We start from the raw sequence: 16267 nt of genomic DNA on the forward strand, positions 1-16267 counted from the left end.
GTGTTCAATCCAGCGTCCGCCGGAACCGCATCAATGCGACCGCCGCGAAGCCGAGGCTGAACAGGACAAGGGCGGTGAACGGGCCGGAGACGGCCTCGAAATCCCCGCCTTTCAGCATGACCGACCGGATGAGCCGGTTGAAGTGAGTGAGCGGGAAAACCTCCCCCAGCCATTGCGCCCAGACCGGCATCCCGCGGTAGGGGAACATGAACCCGGACAGCAAAAGCGAGGGAAGGAAGAAGAACGTCGTCAGTTGCATGGCCTGCATCAGCGTGCGGGCGAAGGTGGAAATGAAGTAGCCCAGAAAGATCAGGGCAAGGACGAACAGAAGGACGCCGGACAGCAACAGCCACAGGCTGCCGACGAACGGCACGTCGAACAGGAGCTTGGCGCTGGCAAGGACGATGAACACCTGCACCGCGCCGACGCCCAGGGCCGGTACGACCTTGCCCAGCATGATCTCCATCGGCGAAGCGGGCAGGGCGAGCAGGTTTTCCATCGTGCCGCGTTCGACTTCGCGGGTGACGGCAAAGGCGGTCAGCATCACCGTCGTCATCTGCAGGATCACGCCCAGAAGGCCGGGCACGATGTTGTATTGCGTGATGCCTTCGGGGTTGTACCGGCGGTGCACGACGATTTCGAGCGACGGGTTCGGGCCCTGCGCGGTTTCGGGGGCGATGCCGAGTTCACGGTTCAGCGCGGTCTGCGCAAGCGTGCCAAGGGTGGAGATCGCGCCCGAGGCGACCGAGGGATCGGTTCCATCCGCCTCGATCAGGATCCGGGGCCGGTCACCGCGCATCACCCGGCGCGAGAAATCCGACGGCACGGTGACGACGAAGGATACGGCTCCACTCGCCAGCTGCGCCTCGGCCTCGGCGGCGCTGTCTGTGACATGCGTGAACCGGTAATAGCCGGTGTTCTCCAGGCTGGTGACGACGGCGCGTGTCAGGTGATCCTGGCTGGTCGCCACCAGCGCCGCGTCGAGATGCTTGGGATCGTTGTTGATGGCAAATCCGAACAGCACCAGTTGCATGATCGGGACGCCGATCATCATTGCGAAGGTGACCCGGTCCCGCAGCATCTGCAGCGTTTCCTTCACCAGGATGGCACCGAACCGCCGCGGGGAAAACCGCCAGCGCCTCATGCCGCCTTTTCCGACTTTGTCACGAGGTCGATGAACACGTCCTCGATGGTGACCGCGCTTTCGCGCACCGCCAATCCGTCGCGGGTGGCGACAGGGTCTATGGACGCCCGCAATTTCCGGGCGTCCGTGCCGACCACGTGCAACGCATTGCCAAAGATCGTTGCCTGATCGACGGCGGCCTCGTTGTTGAGTTCCTGTGCCGTCTGCTCAAGGCCGTGCCCTACGAGGTCGAGGGCCGCGAGGCCGCTTGCCGAAATGATCTCGGCCGGTGTGCCCGCGACCAGCAACCGGCCTTGCAGGATATAACTGATCCGGTGGCAGCGTTCGGCTTCGTCCATGTAATGAGTCGATACGAGGACGGTCATGCCGCCCGCCGCCAGCGCATGAATGTGGTCCCAGAATTCCCGGCGTGCCTCGGGGTCGACACCGGCGGTCGGCTCGTCCAGCAACAGCAGCTTCGGGCGGTGCATGATGCAGGCGGCGAGGGCCAGTCGCTGCTTCCAGCCGCCCGACAATGTTCCGGCAAGGTCGTGGCGCCGGTCCTGCAACCCAAGTTCGGCGAGGACCGCGTCGACATGGCGGGCGGTCGGCCGCAGGTCGTACAGGCGGGCCACGAACTGAAGGTTCTCCTCGATGGTCAGGTCTTCGTAGAACGAGAACCTCTGGGTCATGTACCCCACTTCATGGCGGATCTGCGTCGCATCCCGGCCAAGGTCCATGCCAAGAACGCGACCTGATCCCGCGTCGGGGGTCAGCAGTCCGCAGATCATGCGGATCGTCGTGGTCTTGCCCGACCCGTTCGGGCCAAGGAACCCCATGATTTCGCCCTTTTCGACCTGAAGGTCGACGCCGTCGACGACGGTTTTCTGGCCATATCGCTTGGTCAGGCCGGCAACGTCGATTGCGATCATCGTGACGCCTCAGGCAGGCGCACGTCGATGATCTGCCCCGGTTTCAGGTCAGTGTCGGAGCCGGCGATAAGTGCTTCGGCGAGGTAGACCAGCTTTTGCCGCGTATCGAGCGAATAGATGACGGGCGGCGTGAATTCCGGGCTTGTCGCGAGGTAGCTGACCGTCGCCTTCAGCCCGTCGGGACAGTTGTCACAGGCGAATGCGACGCTGTCGCCGACCTTCAGTAGGGCATAGGCGGATTCGGGCACGTAGAACCGCAGCTTGATGCCCGTGTCCGGGAGGATCGACAGGACCGGCGCCTGCGGCCCAGCAAGGTCGCCGGGAAACCGGTAGATGTCGGCAACCGTGCCGGCAACCTCGGCCTGCAGCCGCCGTTGTGAAAGCCGCCATTCCATCAGGTCCAGTGTGCCTGTCGCCTCTGCGACGGCAGCTTCGGCGGCTGCAATCCGGTCCTGCCGGGCGGGCAGGCGCAAGACCTGCAACCGGGCCTCGCTTTCGCTGAGCCGGGCTTGCGCGATGTCGCGTTTGGAAGCGGCCTGATCCAGTTGCGCCTGCGTCGAGACGTTGCGCACGAACAGGCCCTGCACCCGGACAAGTTCACGTTCGGCTTCCTCGAAATCGGCCAGGGCGGATTGCACGGCGGCTTCCGCCACCGCGATTTCGGCGTCTCGCGCCCCTTGCGAGAGGTCGGAAAGCTCTGCGCGGGCGCGGGCGACGGATGCCTGGGCCTGCGCTGAAAGGATATTGAGGTCGCGGTCGTCCAGTTCGGCAAGAAGCATGCCCGCTTCCACGCGCTGCCCCCGCTCGATCGCAAGCCGTTCGACGCGCGCCGTCTCGATCGGGGCGACAAGAACGTATTCTCCCTCGATATAGCCGACCGCCAGCGGCTGATCGGCTTCGCAGAAGGACAGAAAGGCGGCGATGAAGGCGATGGAACACAGCATCGGTGTCTGCTCTCCTCGGGTCGGTCGCCCGGTTGCGGGGCGCCCGGAAATGGGGCGATCCCTCGCAAGGACATTTGCTTTGGCCCCAGATTACTCAAATTCGCGGGCGCTGCAAAAAGCCTGTTTTCCGGGAATTTCCGGGTCGTTCAAATGAATGTGAAGAACTTTCCAGATTTGTAATGCGCGCGCGTATACCGCGAAACCATCTGGCGTGAAGGTTGGTCCGAAATTCTTCCGGAAAGGAGACCAACATGAAACGCCATTTCCGCATCGCGGCCCTCGCGCTGGCGACCCTCATGTCTTCGACATCCCTCGTGGCTTATGCCGGTGAAAACGTGCCGACCTATGACACGCAGACCGAGATGTTGAAGACCGCGGATCATGCGCTCGTTGCCATCACGCATGCGCGCGCCGCGCGCTTGGCGCTGTTTGACGACGACGTCGAAACCGCCAAGGGACGGGTGGCCGAAGCCCGCGCCGAGTTCATCGAGTCCGAGAAAGAGCTGAACGATCTGACCATCGGCGATACCGAGGCCCCGGAAGGCGCCGTGCGCTACCTGCCGTTCGACATGTCCATGTCCCTGAGCGAAACGTTCGAAGGGACGGAAGTGAACAAGCAGGCGCTGGAGAAATTCTATGGCCTGATGCAGTCCGGGTCTCCGGATGACGCGGTGGAGGTTCTGCGCCTCGCGGAAATCGAGGTGAACGTGACCGCGGCACTGCTGCCGATCACCGAGGCCTCCGACCTGCTGTTGAAGGCGCAGACCCTCATCGACGAAGGCAAGTATTTCGAGGCCAACCTCGCCCTCAAGGCGATGGAGGACGCGGTCATCGTGCGCAGCTTCTCGATCGACGCGATCCCGGAGCAGGGCGCCGACGATTACGACTGATCGCTTGCCGATCCGGCGGCCCGGCGTTGATCGCGGGGCCGCCCTTTCAGCCAGAACCAAGAGGACGACATGAACATCCAGGCATCAAAACCTTCGGTGCAGACCCAAGTGGTCGACGAACTGCGCCAGCATCTGAAAACCTGCGTCGTCGGGCAGGACGCCTTCATCGACAAACTGCTGATCGCGCTTCTGTCGAATGGTCACATCCTTGTCGAAGGCGCGCCCGGTCTGGCCAAGACCCGTGCCATCGTCGCGTTGTCAAAGGCGATCGACTGCGACGAAAAGCGGGTGCAGTTCACGCCTGACCTGCTGCCCGGCGACCTGACCGGTACCGAGGTCTACCGCCCCGAACAGGGTTCGTTCGAGTTCCAGAAGGGCCCGCTTTTCCACAACCTCATCCTCGCGGACGAGATCAACCGCGCACCGGCCAAGGTGCAGTCGGCGCTGCTGGAGGCGATGGCCGAGCGCCAGATCACGGTTGGTGGCGAAAGCTATCCGCTGCCGCGCCTGTTCATGGTGATGGCGACGCAGAACCCGATCGAACAGGAAGGCACCTATCCGTTGCCCGAGGCACAGCTCGACCGGTTCCTGATGCATATCCGTATCGGCTATCCCGATGCCAAGAGCGAACACGACATCCTGCGCATCGCGCGAGGCGAGGCGCTTGGCGACAACGCCACCATTTCGCGGCGCATTCCCCAACAGGAGATATTCGAGGCCCGGAAAGCCGCGCTTGACGTTCATGTCTCGCCCGCGCTCGAAAGTTATGTGCTGGCCCTGATCCAGGCCACGCGCCACCCCGAAACCTGGGATCCGGAACTGGCCGAGGCCGTTGCGTGGGGCGCCAGCCCGCGGGGGTCGATCTCGCTCGACCGGTGCGCGCGCGTGCACGCGATGATGCGCGGATCGGATTATGCCGCGCCATCCGACGTTCAGGCGGTTGCGCATGACGTTCTGCGACACCGCGTCATCCCGACCTTCGAGGCGGAAGCCGACGGCATGACGTCGGACAAGCTGATCGACAGGCTGCTTGAACTGGTTCCGGTAACCTGACCTGAGAGGCCGCCGATGACACGTGACTATGCGCAAGGGATCGAGGCCGCGCCGTCCGACCTGATCCGGGCCCGCCCGGATCGGAGCGTGACCGGGTTTGCCCCCGGTGGCCGGGTGTCGACCCATCTTTGGGGCGCGAACCGCAGCGTCTTTCGCGGGCGGGGGATGGAATACGCCGAAAGCCGGGCCTACCAGCCCGGCGACGAGCCGCGGTCCATCGACTGGCGCCTGACCGCGCGCAGCGACACGACCTATACAAAGCTTTATCACGAAGAGCGCGAGCGGCCGGTCTACCTGCTGATCGACCTGCGTTCGCCGATGCACTTCGGCACGCGGCGGCGGTTCAAATCCAACCTTGCCGCCGAGATTGCCGCGCTTCTGGCGTGGACCGGGCATGATGGCGGAGACCGCGTCGGAGCGACGATCCTCACGCGCAGCGGACTGGTCGAGGTGGCGCCGTCCCGGTCGCGGGCCTCGGTTCTGGGCATGCTTAAACGGGTCAGTGACGCGACCTTGCTGGACGCCGAACAGGACGGGGCCGAACCGTCAATGGCAACCGCGCTCAAGCGGTTGACCAAGGTGTGCCGGCCGGGCTCGCTTGTCTTCGTGGTCAGTGACTTTTCCGATCTGGACGCTGCGACGGAACGGGAATTCCGGCGCCTGACCCGGCGCGCGAACGTGACCTGCATCTCGATCCACGACCGCATGGAAGAGGCACTCCCCGCCACGGGAGGACGGTTGAGCGACGGCAGCGGGGCCATCGGCGTGACCAGCCTTACCCGCGCCGCAAGGGAGCGCCACAGCGCGGGGTTCGCGGAGCGCAACGCGCGCCTGAACGCGCTGGCCGGCCATCTGGGGATGGCGTTTCACAGCCTGTCCACCGAGGACGAGGCGCAATCGATCCTGTTCCCGCACAGGCGGAGGGCCGTGGCATGACCCCTTTGACACCCGAACAACAGGCCGTGCTGGACCAGTTGCGCGACATCCGCCTGCCCGAACCCGTTGGCTGGTGGCCCCTTGCGCCCGGTTGGTGGGCATTGGCCGCCATCCTGCTGTTGCTTGTCCTGCTGGCCCTCGGCTGGTCGATCCTGCGGCGCCGGACGCGCCGTTACCAGGCGCTCCGCGAACTCGAAGCCTTGCGCCAGCGATTGAAGGAGAACCCCGACATGTCGGTTGCCGGGGACCTCGCCGCGCTGGTGCGCCGGGTCGCCTTGTCGTCGCAGGGACGCCGCATCGCGGGGTTGAGCGGCGATGACTGGGCGAGGGAACTTGCGGCCGGCAAGAAAGGCATCCCGCCCGAGATGGCCGAGTTGCTGGCGGAGATGCCCTATCGCCGCCCCGAAACCTTCACGCGCGATCAGGTCGAGCGCCTGTTCAAGCCTGCCGAGACCTGGATCCGGAGGACCGCATGACACTGACCTTTCTCTGGCCTTTCGCCGTGCTCCTTCTGCCCGTGCCGTTGCTTGCCCGCCGGTTGCTGCCGCCCCGGCCCGAAGGCGCGGACGGTGCCCTGAAGGTGCCGTTCTTCAAGTCCCTTGCGGGCAGTTCCGGCGGTGGCATGGCGACGCGGCGGGTATCGGCCCTTCTGGCGTGGGTCATCTGGGCCCTTCTGGTCGCCGCCATGGCCCGCCCCGTGATCGTGGGCGAACCCGCGCCGCTCCCTGCCGAGGGGCGTGACATCATGATGGCGGTGGACCTGTCCGGCAGCATGGGGCGCGAAGATTTCCTGGCAAACGGGCGTCCCGCGACGCGGCTTGACGTGGTCAAGGTTGCCGCCGGCGATTTCATCGCGCGGCGCGAAGGCGACAGGATCGGCCTCGTCCTGTTTTCCGACCGCGCCTACGTGCAGGCGCCGCTGACATTCGATCGCAAGGTTGTTGGCGAATTCCTTGACGAGGCACAGGTAGGGCTGACCGGCACGGAAACGGCCATCGGGGATGCGATTGCCGTGTCGCTCAAGCGGCTGAAGGATCGGCCCGAGGGCGACCGGGTGCTGGTTCTGCTGACCGACGGGGCCAACAATGCCGGCGTGACCCCGCCCTTGCGGGCCGCGGAACTGGCGAAGGAAATGGGCGTGCGCATCTACACCATCGGGGTGGGAGCGTCGCAAATGGTGGCCAATACCGCGTTCGGCCAGAGGCTGGTGAACCCGTCCTCGGACCTCGACGAAGAGACCCTGACGAAAATCGCGGATCTGACCGGCGGCAGGTTCTTCCGCGCGACCGACGCGGGCGGTCTTGCGCAGGTTTACAGGGAAATCGACCGTCTTGAACCGGTCGAAGGCGACCCGCAGGTCGTGCGACCGACGATTTCCGTCTTCCACTGGCCGCTTGGCCTGGCCTTGATCCTCGCCCTTTCGGCGGGGCTGGCGCGGCTGTCCGTTCTGTTCCCACGCCATGGCGGTTTCGCGACGAAGGAGGCAGCACGATGAGCGCGTTCCATTTTCTTCGCCCCGAATGGCTGCTGGCCCTTTTGCCAGCCGCCATCGTCACGGCCATCGCGTGGCGCAATCGCGGCCAATCCGGCGCGCGGGACTGGGCCGGCAAGGTCGATGCGCACTTGCTGCGGCACCTGATGGTGCGCGGTTCCGGCGGCCAAGGCTCGCGCTGGCTGGTCGGGGCGCTTGCGGCCGGTCTGCTGGCATCTGTCCTTGCGATGGCGGGCCCCGCTTGGGAGAAACTGCCGACGCCCACGCAGCGCGGTGCCGAACCCGTGGTCGTGGTGCTGAGCCTGTCGCAGTCGATGAACGGGACCGATCTGGTGCCTTCGCGTCTCGCACGTGCCGGTCACAAGGTCCGCGATATCCTCGACCGTGCCCAGGGTGAAGATGTCGGGCTTGTGATATACGCCGACCGGCCCTTCGTCGCGGCTCCGCTGACACCGGACGCGGCCGTCATCCAGGAAATGCTGCCGGAACTGTCAACTGCCCTGATGCCGGTTCTTGGCAATCGTCTGCACATTGCGATCGACTCGGCGCGCGAGATGCTGACCTCGGCCGGTGCGATGCGTGGCAGCATCCTTGTCATGGCAGACGATCTGGGCGTCGATCCCGAAGCGGCGCGCGCCGCTGCCGTGACCGCCCGGCGCGCCGGGTACAAGGTCAGCGTTCTGGGTGTCGGCACCGAGGAAGGCGCACAGCTGCAAACCGCCGACGGTCAGGTCATTCGCGTCAACGGATCAAACGCGCCTGTCGTGCGGCTGGATGTCGGGGCGATGGCCTCCCTGGCAGAGGCCGGGGGAGGCGCATTCTCCACGATCACGCCGGACCTGTCCGATCTCGATCGTGTGCTGCCGCCACCCGCCAAGGGCGCGCTGGGCGGTGAACTGAGCGACCTGAAGGCGGATCGCTGGCACGACCGCGGATACCTTTTGCTGATCGTTCCGATGCTGTTGATGCCGCTGGCATTCCGCCGGGGTGTTCTGTTCGCGGTCGGGCTCGGCTTGATCGCGGGTCTTGGAACGGGGCCAGGCGCACAGGCCGGGACGCTTGATGACCTTTGGGCGACACCAGATCAGCAAGGGTACCGCGCGTTCAGCGAAGGTGACTACGAAACCGCGGTGCGCGCCTTTGACGCCCCGCAATGGGCGGCAAGCTCGCGGTACAAGGCGGGCGACTACGAAGGTGCCGCCCAGCTGTTCGGCGCGGACGCGTATAACAAGGGCAACGCGCTCGCCAAGGCGGGCAGGTTCGAGGACGCCCTTGCAGCCTATGATGCGCATCTGGCGACCAATCCCGATGACGCGGACGCCCGGTTCAACCGTGATCTCGTCGCCAAGCTGCTTGAGGAGCAGCAGGCCGAGGACAAGGATCAGGAACAAGAACAGGATCAGAACTCGCAAGGTGGCGACCCCCAGCAGGAGCAGAACGAAGGTTCGGGCCAGACTGGTGAGGAACAAGCCGATCAACCGCAATCCGGCGATCAACAATCGGATGGCGACCAGTCGGGCGAGCAACAGTCCGGCGGTGACCAGTCGGGTGAACAGCAATCCGATGGTGACCAGTCGGGTGAGCAACAATCCGGCGGTGACCAATCAGGTGAGCAGCAGTCCGGCGGCGACCAGTCAGGCGAACAGCAATCTGGCGGTGACCAGTCGGGCGAACAGCAATCTGGCGGCGACCAGTCGGGCGAGCAACAGTCCGGCGGTGACCAAACCGGCGAACAGCAATCTGGCGGCGACCAGTCGGGCGAACAGCAGTCCGGCGGTGATCAGTCGGGTGAGCAGCAGTCCGGCGCGGACCAGCCGGTGGAAGGGCAACCAGGCGGCCGCGCGTCGGACGAGCAGCAGGGTGGGCAATCGGCCACGCCCGGTGATGAAACGGCAGAACCCGGTGCGTCGGCCCTAAGCGGGGAGGGCGAGCGAACCGGTGAACATGACGCGCCCGGCGAAGAAGACGCCTCTTTGCTGTCCTCGCTTATCGACCGGATGCTGGAGGGCAATGGCGAGCCGGTGGAAGACGAGGCCGAACAGGGCACCGCGCGCGGTGCCGTCCCGCTGAGCCAGGCCGCGGAACAGCAGTTGCGCGCCGTGCCGGATGACCCGGCGGGCCTTCTGCGTGCCCGAATTCGCCAGCACTACGCGCAGATGCGCGCAAACGGAAACTGAGGTGACGTCCATGTTCAACAGCATCAAGATCATTGCATCGGTCCTGTTCCTCGGCCTGATCGGGTTGCCTGCATGGGCCGCCGGGCTGAAAGCCACCCTCAGCGCGACCGAGATTGCCGAAGGCGACCAGGTGGTGCTGAGCCTGTCGGCGGATCTTGCCACCGGGGCGGGGCAGCCGGACCTGTCCGTGCTGGAGACCGATTTCCGCGTGCTGGGCACGACGTCCGGCACCCAGGCGACCATCATCAATGGACGGCGTCAGGACAGCCGGACGTGGCAGGTTACGCTGATGCCCAAGCGGGAGGGACAGATTGTCATTCCGCCGATCGAGGCGGGCGCGGTTTCAAGCGAACCCTTGCGGCTTTCGGTTCTGGACGCGGCGAGCCTTCCTCCGGCCGTGCGCGCGTCGCGGCCAAGCGTGACGGTGTCTGTCGAGGGTGACACGCTTTATGCCCACCAGGAAGTTCCGCTGACAGTGCGTGCCCGGTTGCCCGCCGGCACGCGCGGCGCGCAGATCAGCGCGCCCGAAAGCACCGATGTTTTGCTGAACCAGGTGGGCGAGGATCGCACGACCCGGCAACCCGACGGGACCGTTTTGCTGGAACGGAAATACTTCATGCGCCCGCAAAGGGAGGGCACGATCTCGCTTGATCCTTTCACGGTGGTCGCCAGCGTCGCGGACCAGACGCCATCGGGGCGCATTGGCCAGTCGCCTTTCGGGCGCGACCCCTTCGCCGGTTTTTTCCAGAACGCTCCGTTCGGGCGTGATCCGTTCGGCAGCATGTTCGCACGCACCCGCAACGTCACGGCGGTCAGTGAACCGCTGGTCCTGCAGGTCAATGCGACACCCGGCGGTGCCTCGGGATGGGCACTCCCGGCAAAAGGCGTCGAGTTGCGCGAGATCTGGCAACCCGATCCGCCCGTGTTCGAAGTCGGCGCCGCGGTGACGCGCAAGATCCAGGTCGTGGCGCTGGGCGCGCATGGCGAACAGATCCCGGATATCGACATGCCTGCCATCGACGGTGCGCGGGTTTACTTCGAAGGATCGGACACGCGGTCGGTGCCGACGCGGGACGGGACCGCGGCGATGCGTGAATTCACGTGGTCCATCGTGCCGACGACGGGCGGCGAGCTAGCGCTGCCGGAGATCGGGGTCGACTGGTTCGACGTCACGCGGCAGGAAAAGGACCGCGCTGTCGTGGCGGCGCAGCGTTTCGATGTCGAAGGCCCGATCGTTACGGCGGCGATATCGTCAGGACGGGAAAACGCCTCTGCGACGCAGGCCCGGAACCGGGAGGACCTGCTGCCCGACCGGACCCTGACGTTTGCCCTGGTGGCGGCGGCGATTATCGTGGGTTTGCTGGTGCTGGCCATTGCGGTTCGTGTCGTCAGCGTCCGGCGCGCGGCGCGGGTTGCCGGGGCAGTCAAGCCCCGGACAAAACCGGCGGACGATCTTTCCGCGCGCCGAAGAAGCGCGCTTGGAAGGGCCAGCAGGGCGGCGAAGGCCGGCGATGATTCCGGTGTCCATCGCGCCGCGATGGACTGGATCCGGGCCAGCGGGCTTTCGGTGGAGGCCGTCCACGTGCGGCTTCCCGATATCGGCCGGCACCTCGACGCGCTCGAAGCGAGCATGTTCTCTTCGCAGGGGGGCGAGGTCGACTTGCGTGGGCTGGTGGCCGACATGCAACATGCGGATCGGATGCTGGACAGCGGTTCAAACAGAACCGCGCAAGCCCTGCCGCCGCTCTACCCGGCCGAAACCTAGGCCGCGGTGGTTTTACCAGACGTGCAACCCGAAGGCGCCGATCAGAACGAACATCGCGGCAACGAGGGCCAATAACAGACCGTCCGCGAACAGGCCCTCGTCATCCGAGGGCCGTTCATCGTCGATCCGGGCGCGCACGTGGCGCAACCTGACATAGGCGAGAACCAGTACGAGGAGCCCCGCCAACAGGAGGCCCAGTTCCGACCAGAAACGCGTTGGGCCATCATTGATCCGTGCCGCCACCAGGCCGAATCCTTCGATCGCGATGACGGTCCGCACCCAGGCGAGGAATGTTCGTTCGTTTGACGCGTGATCGGCAAAGTTCTTGATCATGTCACGGCTCCTTTCGGACAAGCCCCACAAGTCCGCCCGAGATCAATTCGTTCGCATCAAGCAACGCTCGGGCGATCCCGACGCCACCCTTGCAGACGACATAGTTGGGAGACCACACCGGGTGAAACTTCTCCTTGAAGCTGCGCAAGCCTTCGAAGTGATAAAACTTGTCGCCATGCTCATAGATAAGTCCACCCAGCTTCTGCCAGATCGATGCCAGCTCGTGCCGGGCCGTCCCCGAGAAGGGAGCGGCACCAAGGTTGAACCATTCGAAGCCCTGTGCCTTGCCCCAAAGGACGAGTTCGCCGAACAGCGCATCCATCACGAAATTGGCGCAACCGGGCCTGTTCCGCATCAGGTCGACCGAAAGTTCGACTTGGGCGCCCTTGAGGATATTGGCAAACGCGACGATCTCGCCGCTGTCGCCCGGAGCGCGCAGGATAGCGATGTCGAAATTCGACAGGTACGTGTCATCGAACCGGCCCAGCGTGAAGCCTTTTTCCTTGCCGCTTTTCACGCGCAACCATGCCTGCGATATCCTGCGCAGGTCGTCGAGGATTGCGGGCACCTTGTCGCGCGCCACGATTTCGAAGGTATAACCTTCGCGCGCCGCCCGGTTTCGCGCGTAGCGGAAGTCCTTCATCGACGGACCGTCGAGCGTACAGGACTGCAAGTCGATGCGCCCGACTTCGCCGTATTTGACCACGGCAAGCCCCATGTCGAGGAACGTCTCCACGTAGGTGGAAGACACGCCGAAAAAGACGAACCTCTTGCCTTCGCGGTCCGCCATCTCGCGGAATTGCCACAAGAGGTTCCGTGACGCTTCGGGCTCCCCGACTGGTTCACCCTGTGTCACGAGCGCCGAGCCCGTGTCGCCAAAGGCGAGGTAGGCGCGCTCTTCGGGATCGATCAGGAAGCACTTGTCGCCAAGAAGCGCGATGTTGGCCTCTGCATTGGGGCTGGCGCTGACGAGGTGACGCACGCAAGACGGAATCGGCTCCGCCGCGTGGCGCGTGCCCCGAACGCCGATCAGCGAATTCAGGGCAAGCACGGACAGCACGACCGCGCTCGCCAGGCTTGCGCGAAGGAAGCGCGAAGCGTCACCTGACCACGATACCTGCCACCACAGCGCGTCCCGGTACTCGACATGCTTGTAGGCGAATACGCCAATCCATGTGAGTGCGGCGAGGAGGATGACGATACTGGCGAACCAGACCCAGCCGAGCCTTAGCGGTGCGGAATGGGGCACTCGGTGGAACGCCGGGCGGAAGAGAAGGAGGAAAAGGATGGCCCCCGCCATCAACGCCGCTTCTTCGAGGTCCAGACCTTTCGCGATAGAGGCAAGAAGGCCGACGGCGAGGAACACGATTGCAAGGATCCACGCGCTTTTCAGACGTCGGAACAGCCCGCGTGCAACGACCAGAAGCAGCATGCCCGCGACGCTTGCCGCGAGGTGCGATGCCTCGACCAACCCGATCGGGACGAAATCGCGCAAAAGCTCCAGCCGCGTCTCGACTGCGGGGAGGTTGCCGGACAAGAGCAGGACGGTACCCGCGGCCAGAGCGACAGCGGACGCGATCAACGGTGCCGTGGGCTGGACGAGCCTGCGCATGGTTCCCGTTGCTGAAAGCAGCAGGTCGCGGCGCGATTTCAGCGCGACGAGGCTGATGCCGAGGACCGTCAGCGCGAAGGGCAACCCGGTATAGATAACGCGGTAGAGCAGGAGCGCGGCCAGCGCGTCGGACCGACCGCCGGCCCCGAGACCTGTCAGGAGCGTTGCCTCGAAAACGCCGATGCCGCCCGGCGCATGGCTGAACACGCCGAGGGCGATCGAAAGGACGAACACGATGAAAAAGAGAGAAAAGTTCTGGGTCAGATCGGCGGGCATCAGTACGTAGAGCGCCAGCGCTGACCCGGCGACATCAACGACGGCGGCGGCAGTCAACGCCATTGACTGCCCGATCGTCGGCAAGGTGAAAACGTGCCCCGACGTGGCAATTTCCCTGCGCCCGAAAGCAAAACGGGCCAGCACCACCGCAAGCAATCCAAGCAGGACGACACCCGCCGCGATTTCAACTGGAGTCGAGACATGCAGGACGCCCGATAACCCGACCGGGTGGAAGACAAGCAATACGCCCACCGTCAATGCGAGCCCAAGCCAGAACGCGCCCCATGAAAAGGCGATCAGGTTCAGGACGGTTGCAAGGTCAAGGCCCAGCCCCGCGTAGACCCGGTATCGCAACGCCGTTCCCGTCAGGTAGGAAAAGCCAAGCAGGTTGGACAACGCGTATCCCGCCGCGCCCGTGAGCGCGGCGATCCGGCTTGGCACGGTGGTTCCCGTCAAGGCTCTGGCGGCGATGACATCGTACATCGCAAGCCCCGAAAAACCGGCACATGTGGAAAGCACCGCAAGGATCAGGGATGCCCGATTGGCCGCGGCAAGATCGGCGCGGACGTCCGCGAGGTTCACTTCCAGCGAGAGCCTGTGAAGCACGAACACGGCGATTGCGATGATCAAAAGCGGGATGCCGCCGCGCACCACGGGGTGTTCCACCAAGGCAAGGCCGCGAAGGAGCCAGGACTTAGCGGGGCTTTGCACTGTCGTAGCCGTCTTCAAGCATGTCGATCTGGATCTGCTGAAGCTCCGCCAGTTTCTCCCACTGGTGGGCCAGCTGGTGATCGATCTTTTCGTGCAGTTGCCGGATTTCCAGCTCTGCCTTGAGGTTCACGAGGTAGTCGTTCTCGGCCCTCAGGCGGTCTTTTTCTTCCTGTCGGCGCTGGCTCATCATGATGACGGGTGCCTGCAGGGCGGCGAGTGTGGAAAGGACGAGGTTCAGCAGGATGAACGGGTAGGGATCGAAGGGTTCGCGCAGGAGTTGCGACGCGTTGACGGCCATCCATGCAATCAGGACGAACAGGAAGGACAGGATGAAGGACCAGCTTCCGCCGAACGAGGCCACCTTGTCGGCGACCCGGTCACCGAACGTGAAGCGCTCGCCAATGTCGTCCGCCATGTTCTGCGTGACGAACTGTTGTGATGACATCGCGTCGACAACCTGCTGATCCAGCTTGCCGAGCTCGCCCCGTTCTTCTTCAAGCAAGGCCTCGACATGGGCACGCCGGGCCTTTGCGAGGTCGTTTGAACAGATGAACTTGCCGTCGCCCCAGCCGGGGTTGGCGACTTCGATGATCCGGGAAACGCTGGGCCTGATCGTGGCCCATGCACGCATGGAACGCTTCGGAAAAGACTTTCCGCAAACGTGGCAGGTGGCTTGTGCTGGTGAGGTTCTGCGCATGTGCCGCCTATCATTTCCGCAAGACGCCCTTGGTTCAACTGGGAATATCCCGGACCGCGGTCGGGTCTGAACGCGTAAGTCCGATAAAAGCTGAGCCGCCGGGCGCACGGATATGGCGCCCGGCGACCCCGCCGGCTCTCCCGTCCCGGCGTCAGGCCTTGTGATCGGCCCGGTTGCCCAGCACCACCTCCAACGTCCGGGGTTGAGCGGCCCGCAGGATCTGGATGACGACCTTGGCGCCGGGCTGCTTGCTGGCAACAAGGCGGGTCAGATCGCGCGGGGCCTTGACGTCCTGTCCGTCGACGGAAATCACGATGTCACCTTTCCGCAGGCCGGCCGCGTCGGCGGGCGTACCTGCCGCTACGTCCGTGACGAATGCGCCCAGCGTGGTTTCCATGCCAAGCGCGATCGCGACATCATCGCCGACCGGGGCAATCGACACGCCAAGGAAGCCACGGTCGACGCGGCCATCATCGATCAGGTTGGCAATGACATTTGCCGCGACCTTGGCCGAAAGCGCCACGTTTGTTCCTCCAGCTTCGGAACCGGACGAGACATGCATCGCGTTCACGCCGACAACCTTGCCGTCGCCATCGACCATCACGCCGCCCGTCGTGCCGATGCCGACCGTGGCATCGGTTTGAACGAGGTCGAACAGGGCGCCGCCCGTGTCGTCGCCGATCGTGGCCAGAACACCGGTCGAAACGGCAGTGCCGGTCGGCGCGTTCGTTCCGACGACGACAATCGGTTCTCCCAGTTCCATGTCCTGCGGCTTGGCGAATTCAAGCGATGCGAGGTTGTCGGCGTCGATTTTCAGAACGGCGATGTCGGTCATGTCGTCGATGCCCACGACCGTGGCGTCGAACATCAGGCCGTTTTCAAGCGTCACGCGGATCGAGGTCGCGCCGTCGATGGCCGTGGCGTTGGTCGCGATGTAGCCGTCATCGGATACGACAAAGCCGGTGGCCGCGCGCGACCCCGCAAGGAACGGTGACCTGAAGTGCTTGGGCATTTTCATCCCGAACTGCTTCGCGAACTCCTCGAACAGCGCGCGTTGGTCGAACAGGGGGAATTCCGCGCCATCGTCGGCGCTGCGGGTTTCGACCGTCACGATCGCGGGCGCGACCCGTGCGGCAACGGCCGCGACGTTCATGGGTTTGACGATGTCAGGGGTCGGGTCGGATTGGGCATAGGCCGGCGAAAGCCCCGATGTCCCCAGCAAAACCGCGGCCATCGATGCTGCCAGAAGCGATGACTTTTTCCTGCTGATGGTCATTTTCGTGGTCCTCCTTGCCGCTGGTTGGCGGCGATTGGTGAAATTCCGGA

General features: G+C 64.6%; 14 protein-coding genes. 7 read left to right on the forward strand and 7 right to left on the reverse strand.

Translation table 11 applies throughout. The annotated features are described in order from the left end of the window. Positions 1–4: 4 nt before the first annotated feature. Genes ATO11_RS04080 through ATO11_RS04090 form a run of 3 tightly spaced genes read right to left on the reverse strand, consistent with a single transcriptional unit; the run spans position 5 to position 2999 of the window. Positions 5–1144, reverse strand: a complete 1140-nt coding sequence (locus tag ATO11_RS04080; RefSeq protein ID WP_050529564.1) for an ABC transporter permease — start codon at positions 1142–1144, stop codon at positions 5–7. Further along, positions 1141–2055 (reverse strand): ABC transporter ATP-binding protein, encoded by a 915-nt coding sequence (locus tag ATO11_RS04085; RefSeq protein WP_050529565.1) that lies wholly within the window; start codon positions 2053–2055, stop codon positions 1141–1143. Before ATO11_RS04085 ends, ATO11_RS04080 begins: the two co-directional genes overlap by 4 nt. Further along, on the reverse strand, positions 2052–2999 hold the full coding sequence (locus tag ATO11_RS04090) for an HlyD family secretion protein (RefSeq protein ID WP_050529566.1): 948 nt from the start codon (positions 2997–2999) through the stop codon (positions 2052–2054). Before ATO11_RS04090 ends, ATO11_RS04085 begins: the two co-directional genes overlap by 4 nt. Positions 3000–3250: 251 nt before the next feature. Here ATO11_RS04090 and ATO11_RS04095 point away from each other — a divergent pair, with 251 nt between their 5' ends. The 7 genes from ATO11_RS04095 (at position 3251) to ATO11_RS04125 (ending at position 11312) form a co-directional block, all read left to right on the forward strand. After that, positions 3251–3889: a YfdX family protein gene (locus ATO11_RS04095; RefSeq protein ID WP_050529567.1), complete on the forward strand. Its 639-nt coding sequence runs from the start codon at positions 3251–3253 to the stop codon at positions 3887–3889. Between the two features lie 69 nt (positions 3890–3958). Beyond that, on the forward strand, positions 3959–4942 hold the full coding sequence (locus tag ATO11_RS04100) for an AAA family ATPase (protein WP_050529568.1): 984 nt from the start codon (positions 3959–3961) through the stop codon (positions 4940–4942). A gap of 15 nt (positions 4943–4957) precedes the next feature. After that, positions 4958–5878: a DUF58 domain-containing protein gene (locus tag ATO11_RS04105; protein WP_050529569.1), complete on the forward strand. Its 921-nt coding sequence runs from the start codon at positions 4958–4960 to the stop codon at positions 5876–5878. Continuing rightward, positions 5875–6354, forward strand: coding sequence for a DUF4381 domain-containing protein (locus ATO11_RS04110; RefSeq protein ID WP_050529570.1), 480 nt, complete (start codon positions 5875–5877; stop codon positions 6352–6354). Before ATO11_RS04105 ends, ATO11_RS04110 begins: the two co-directional genes overlap by 4 nt. Beyond that, positions 6351–7373 carry a vWA domain-containing protein gene (locus tag ATO11_RS04115; RefSeq protein ID WP_050529571.1) on the forward strand — a complete coding sequence of 341 codons (1023 nt, stop codon included), beginning with the start codon at positions 6351–6353 and terminating at the stop codon, positions 7371–7373. Before ATO11_RS04110 ends, ATO11_RS04115 begins: the two co-directional genes overlap by 4 nt. Next, positions 7370–9547: a VWA domain-containing protein gene (locus ATO11_RS04120; protein WP_050529572.1), complete on the forward strand. Its 2178-nt coding sequence runs from the start codon at positions 7370–7372 to the stop codon at positions 9545–9547. Before ATO11_RS04115 ends, ATO11_RS04120 begins: the two co-directional genes overlap by 4 nt. Positions 9548–9557: 10 nt before the next feature. Continuing rightward, on the forward strand, positions 9558–11312 hold the full coding sequence (locus tag ATO11_RS04125; protein WP_050529573.1) for a BatD family protein: 1755 nt from the start codon (positions 9558–9560) through the stop codon (positions 11310–11312). Between the two features lie 12 nt (positions 11313–11324). Here the strand turns inward: ATO11_RS04125 and ATO11_RS04130 are convergent, their stop codons facing one another. The 4 genes from ATO11_RS04130 to ATO11_RS04145 form a co-directional block, all read right to left on the reverse strand. Next, complete coding sequence (locus ATO11_RS04130) at positions 11325–11645, reverse strand: DUF202 domain-containing protein (protein ID WP_050529574.1); 321 nt, start codon at positions 11643–11645, stop codon at positions 11325–11327. A 1-nt stretch (position 11646) separates the two neighbouring features. Then, on the reverse strand, positions 11647–14199 hold the full coding sequence (gene mprF, locus ATO11_RS04135) for a bifunctional lysylphosphatidylglycerol flippase/synthetase MprF (RefSeq protein ID WP_242601353.1): 2553 nt from the start codon (positions 14197–14199) through the stop codon (positions 11647–11649). Positions 14200–14227: 28 nt separating this feature from the next. Continuing rightward, complete coding sequence (locus ATO11_RS04140) at positions 14228–14875, reverse strand: DUF1003 domain-containing protein (RefSeq protein ID WP_207382938.1); 648 nt, start codon at positions 14873–14875, stop codon at positions 14228–14230. A 217-nt stretch (positions 14876–15092) separates the two neighbouring features. Beyond that, a complete protein-coding gene (locus tag ATO11_RS04145) occupies positions 15093–16217 on the reverse strand; it encodes a S1C family serine protease (protein ID WP_082176145.1) in 1125 nt (374 codons plus the stop codon). Positions 16218–16267: the final 50 nt, after the last annotated feature.

It is taken from the genome of Pseudaestuariivita atlantica (assembly GCF_001205715.1).
GTDB lineage: Bacteria > Pseudomonadota > Alphaproteobacteria > Rhodobacterales > Rhodobacteraceae > Pseudaestuariivita > Pseudaestuariivita atlantica.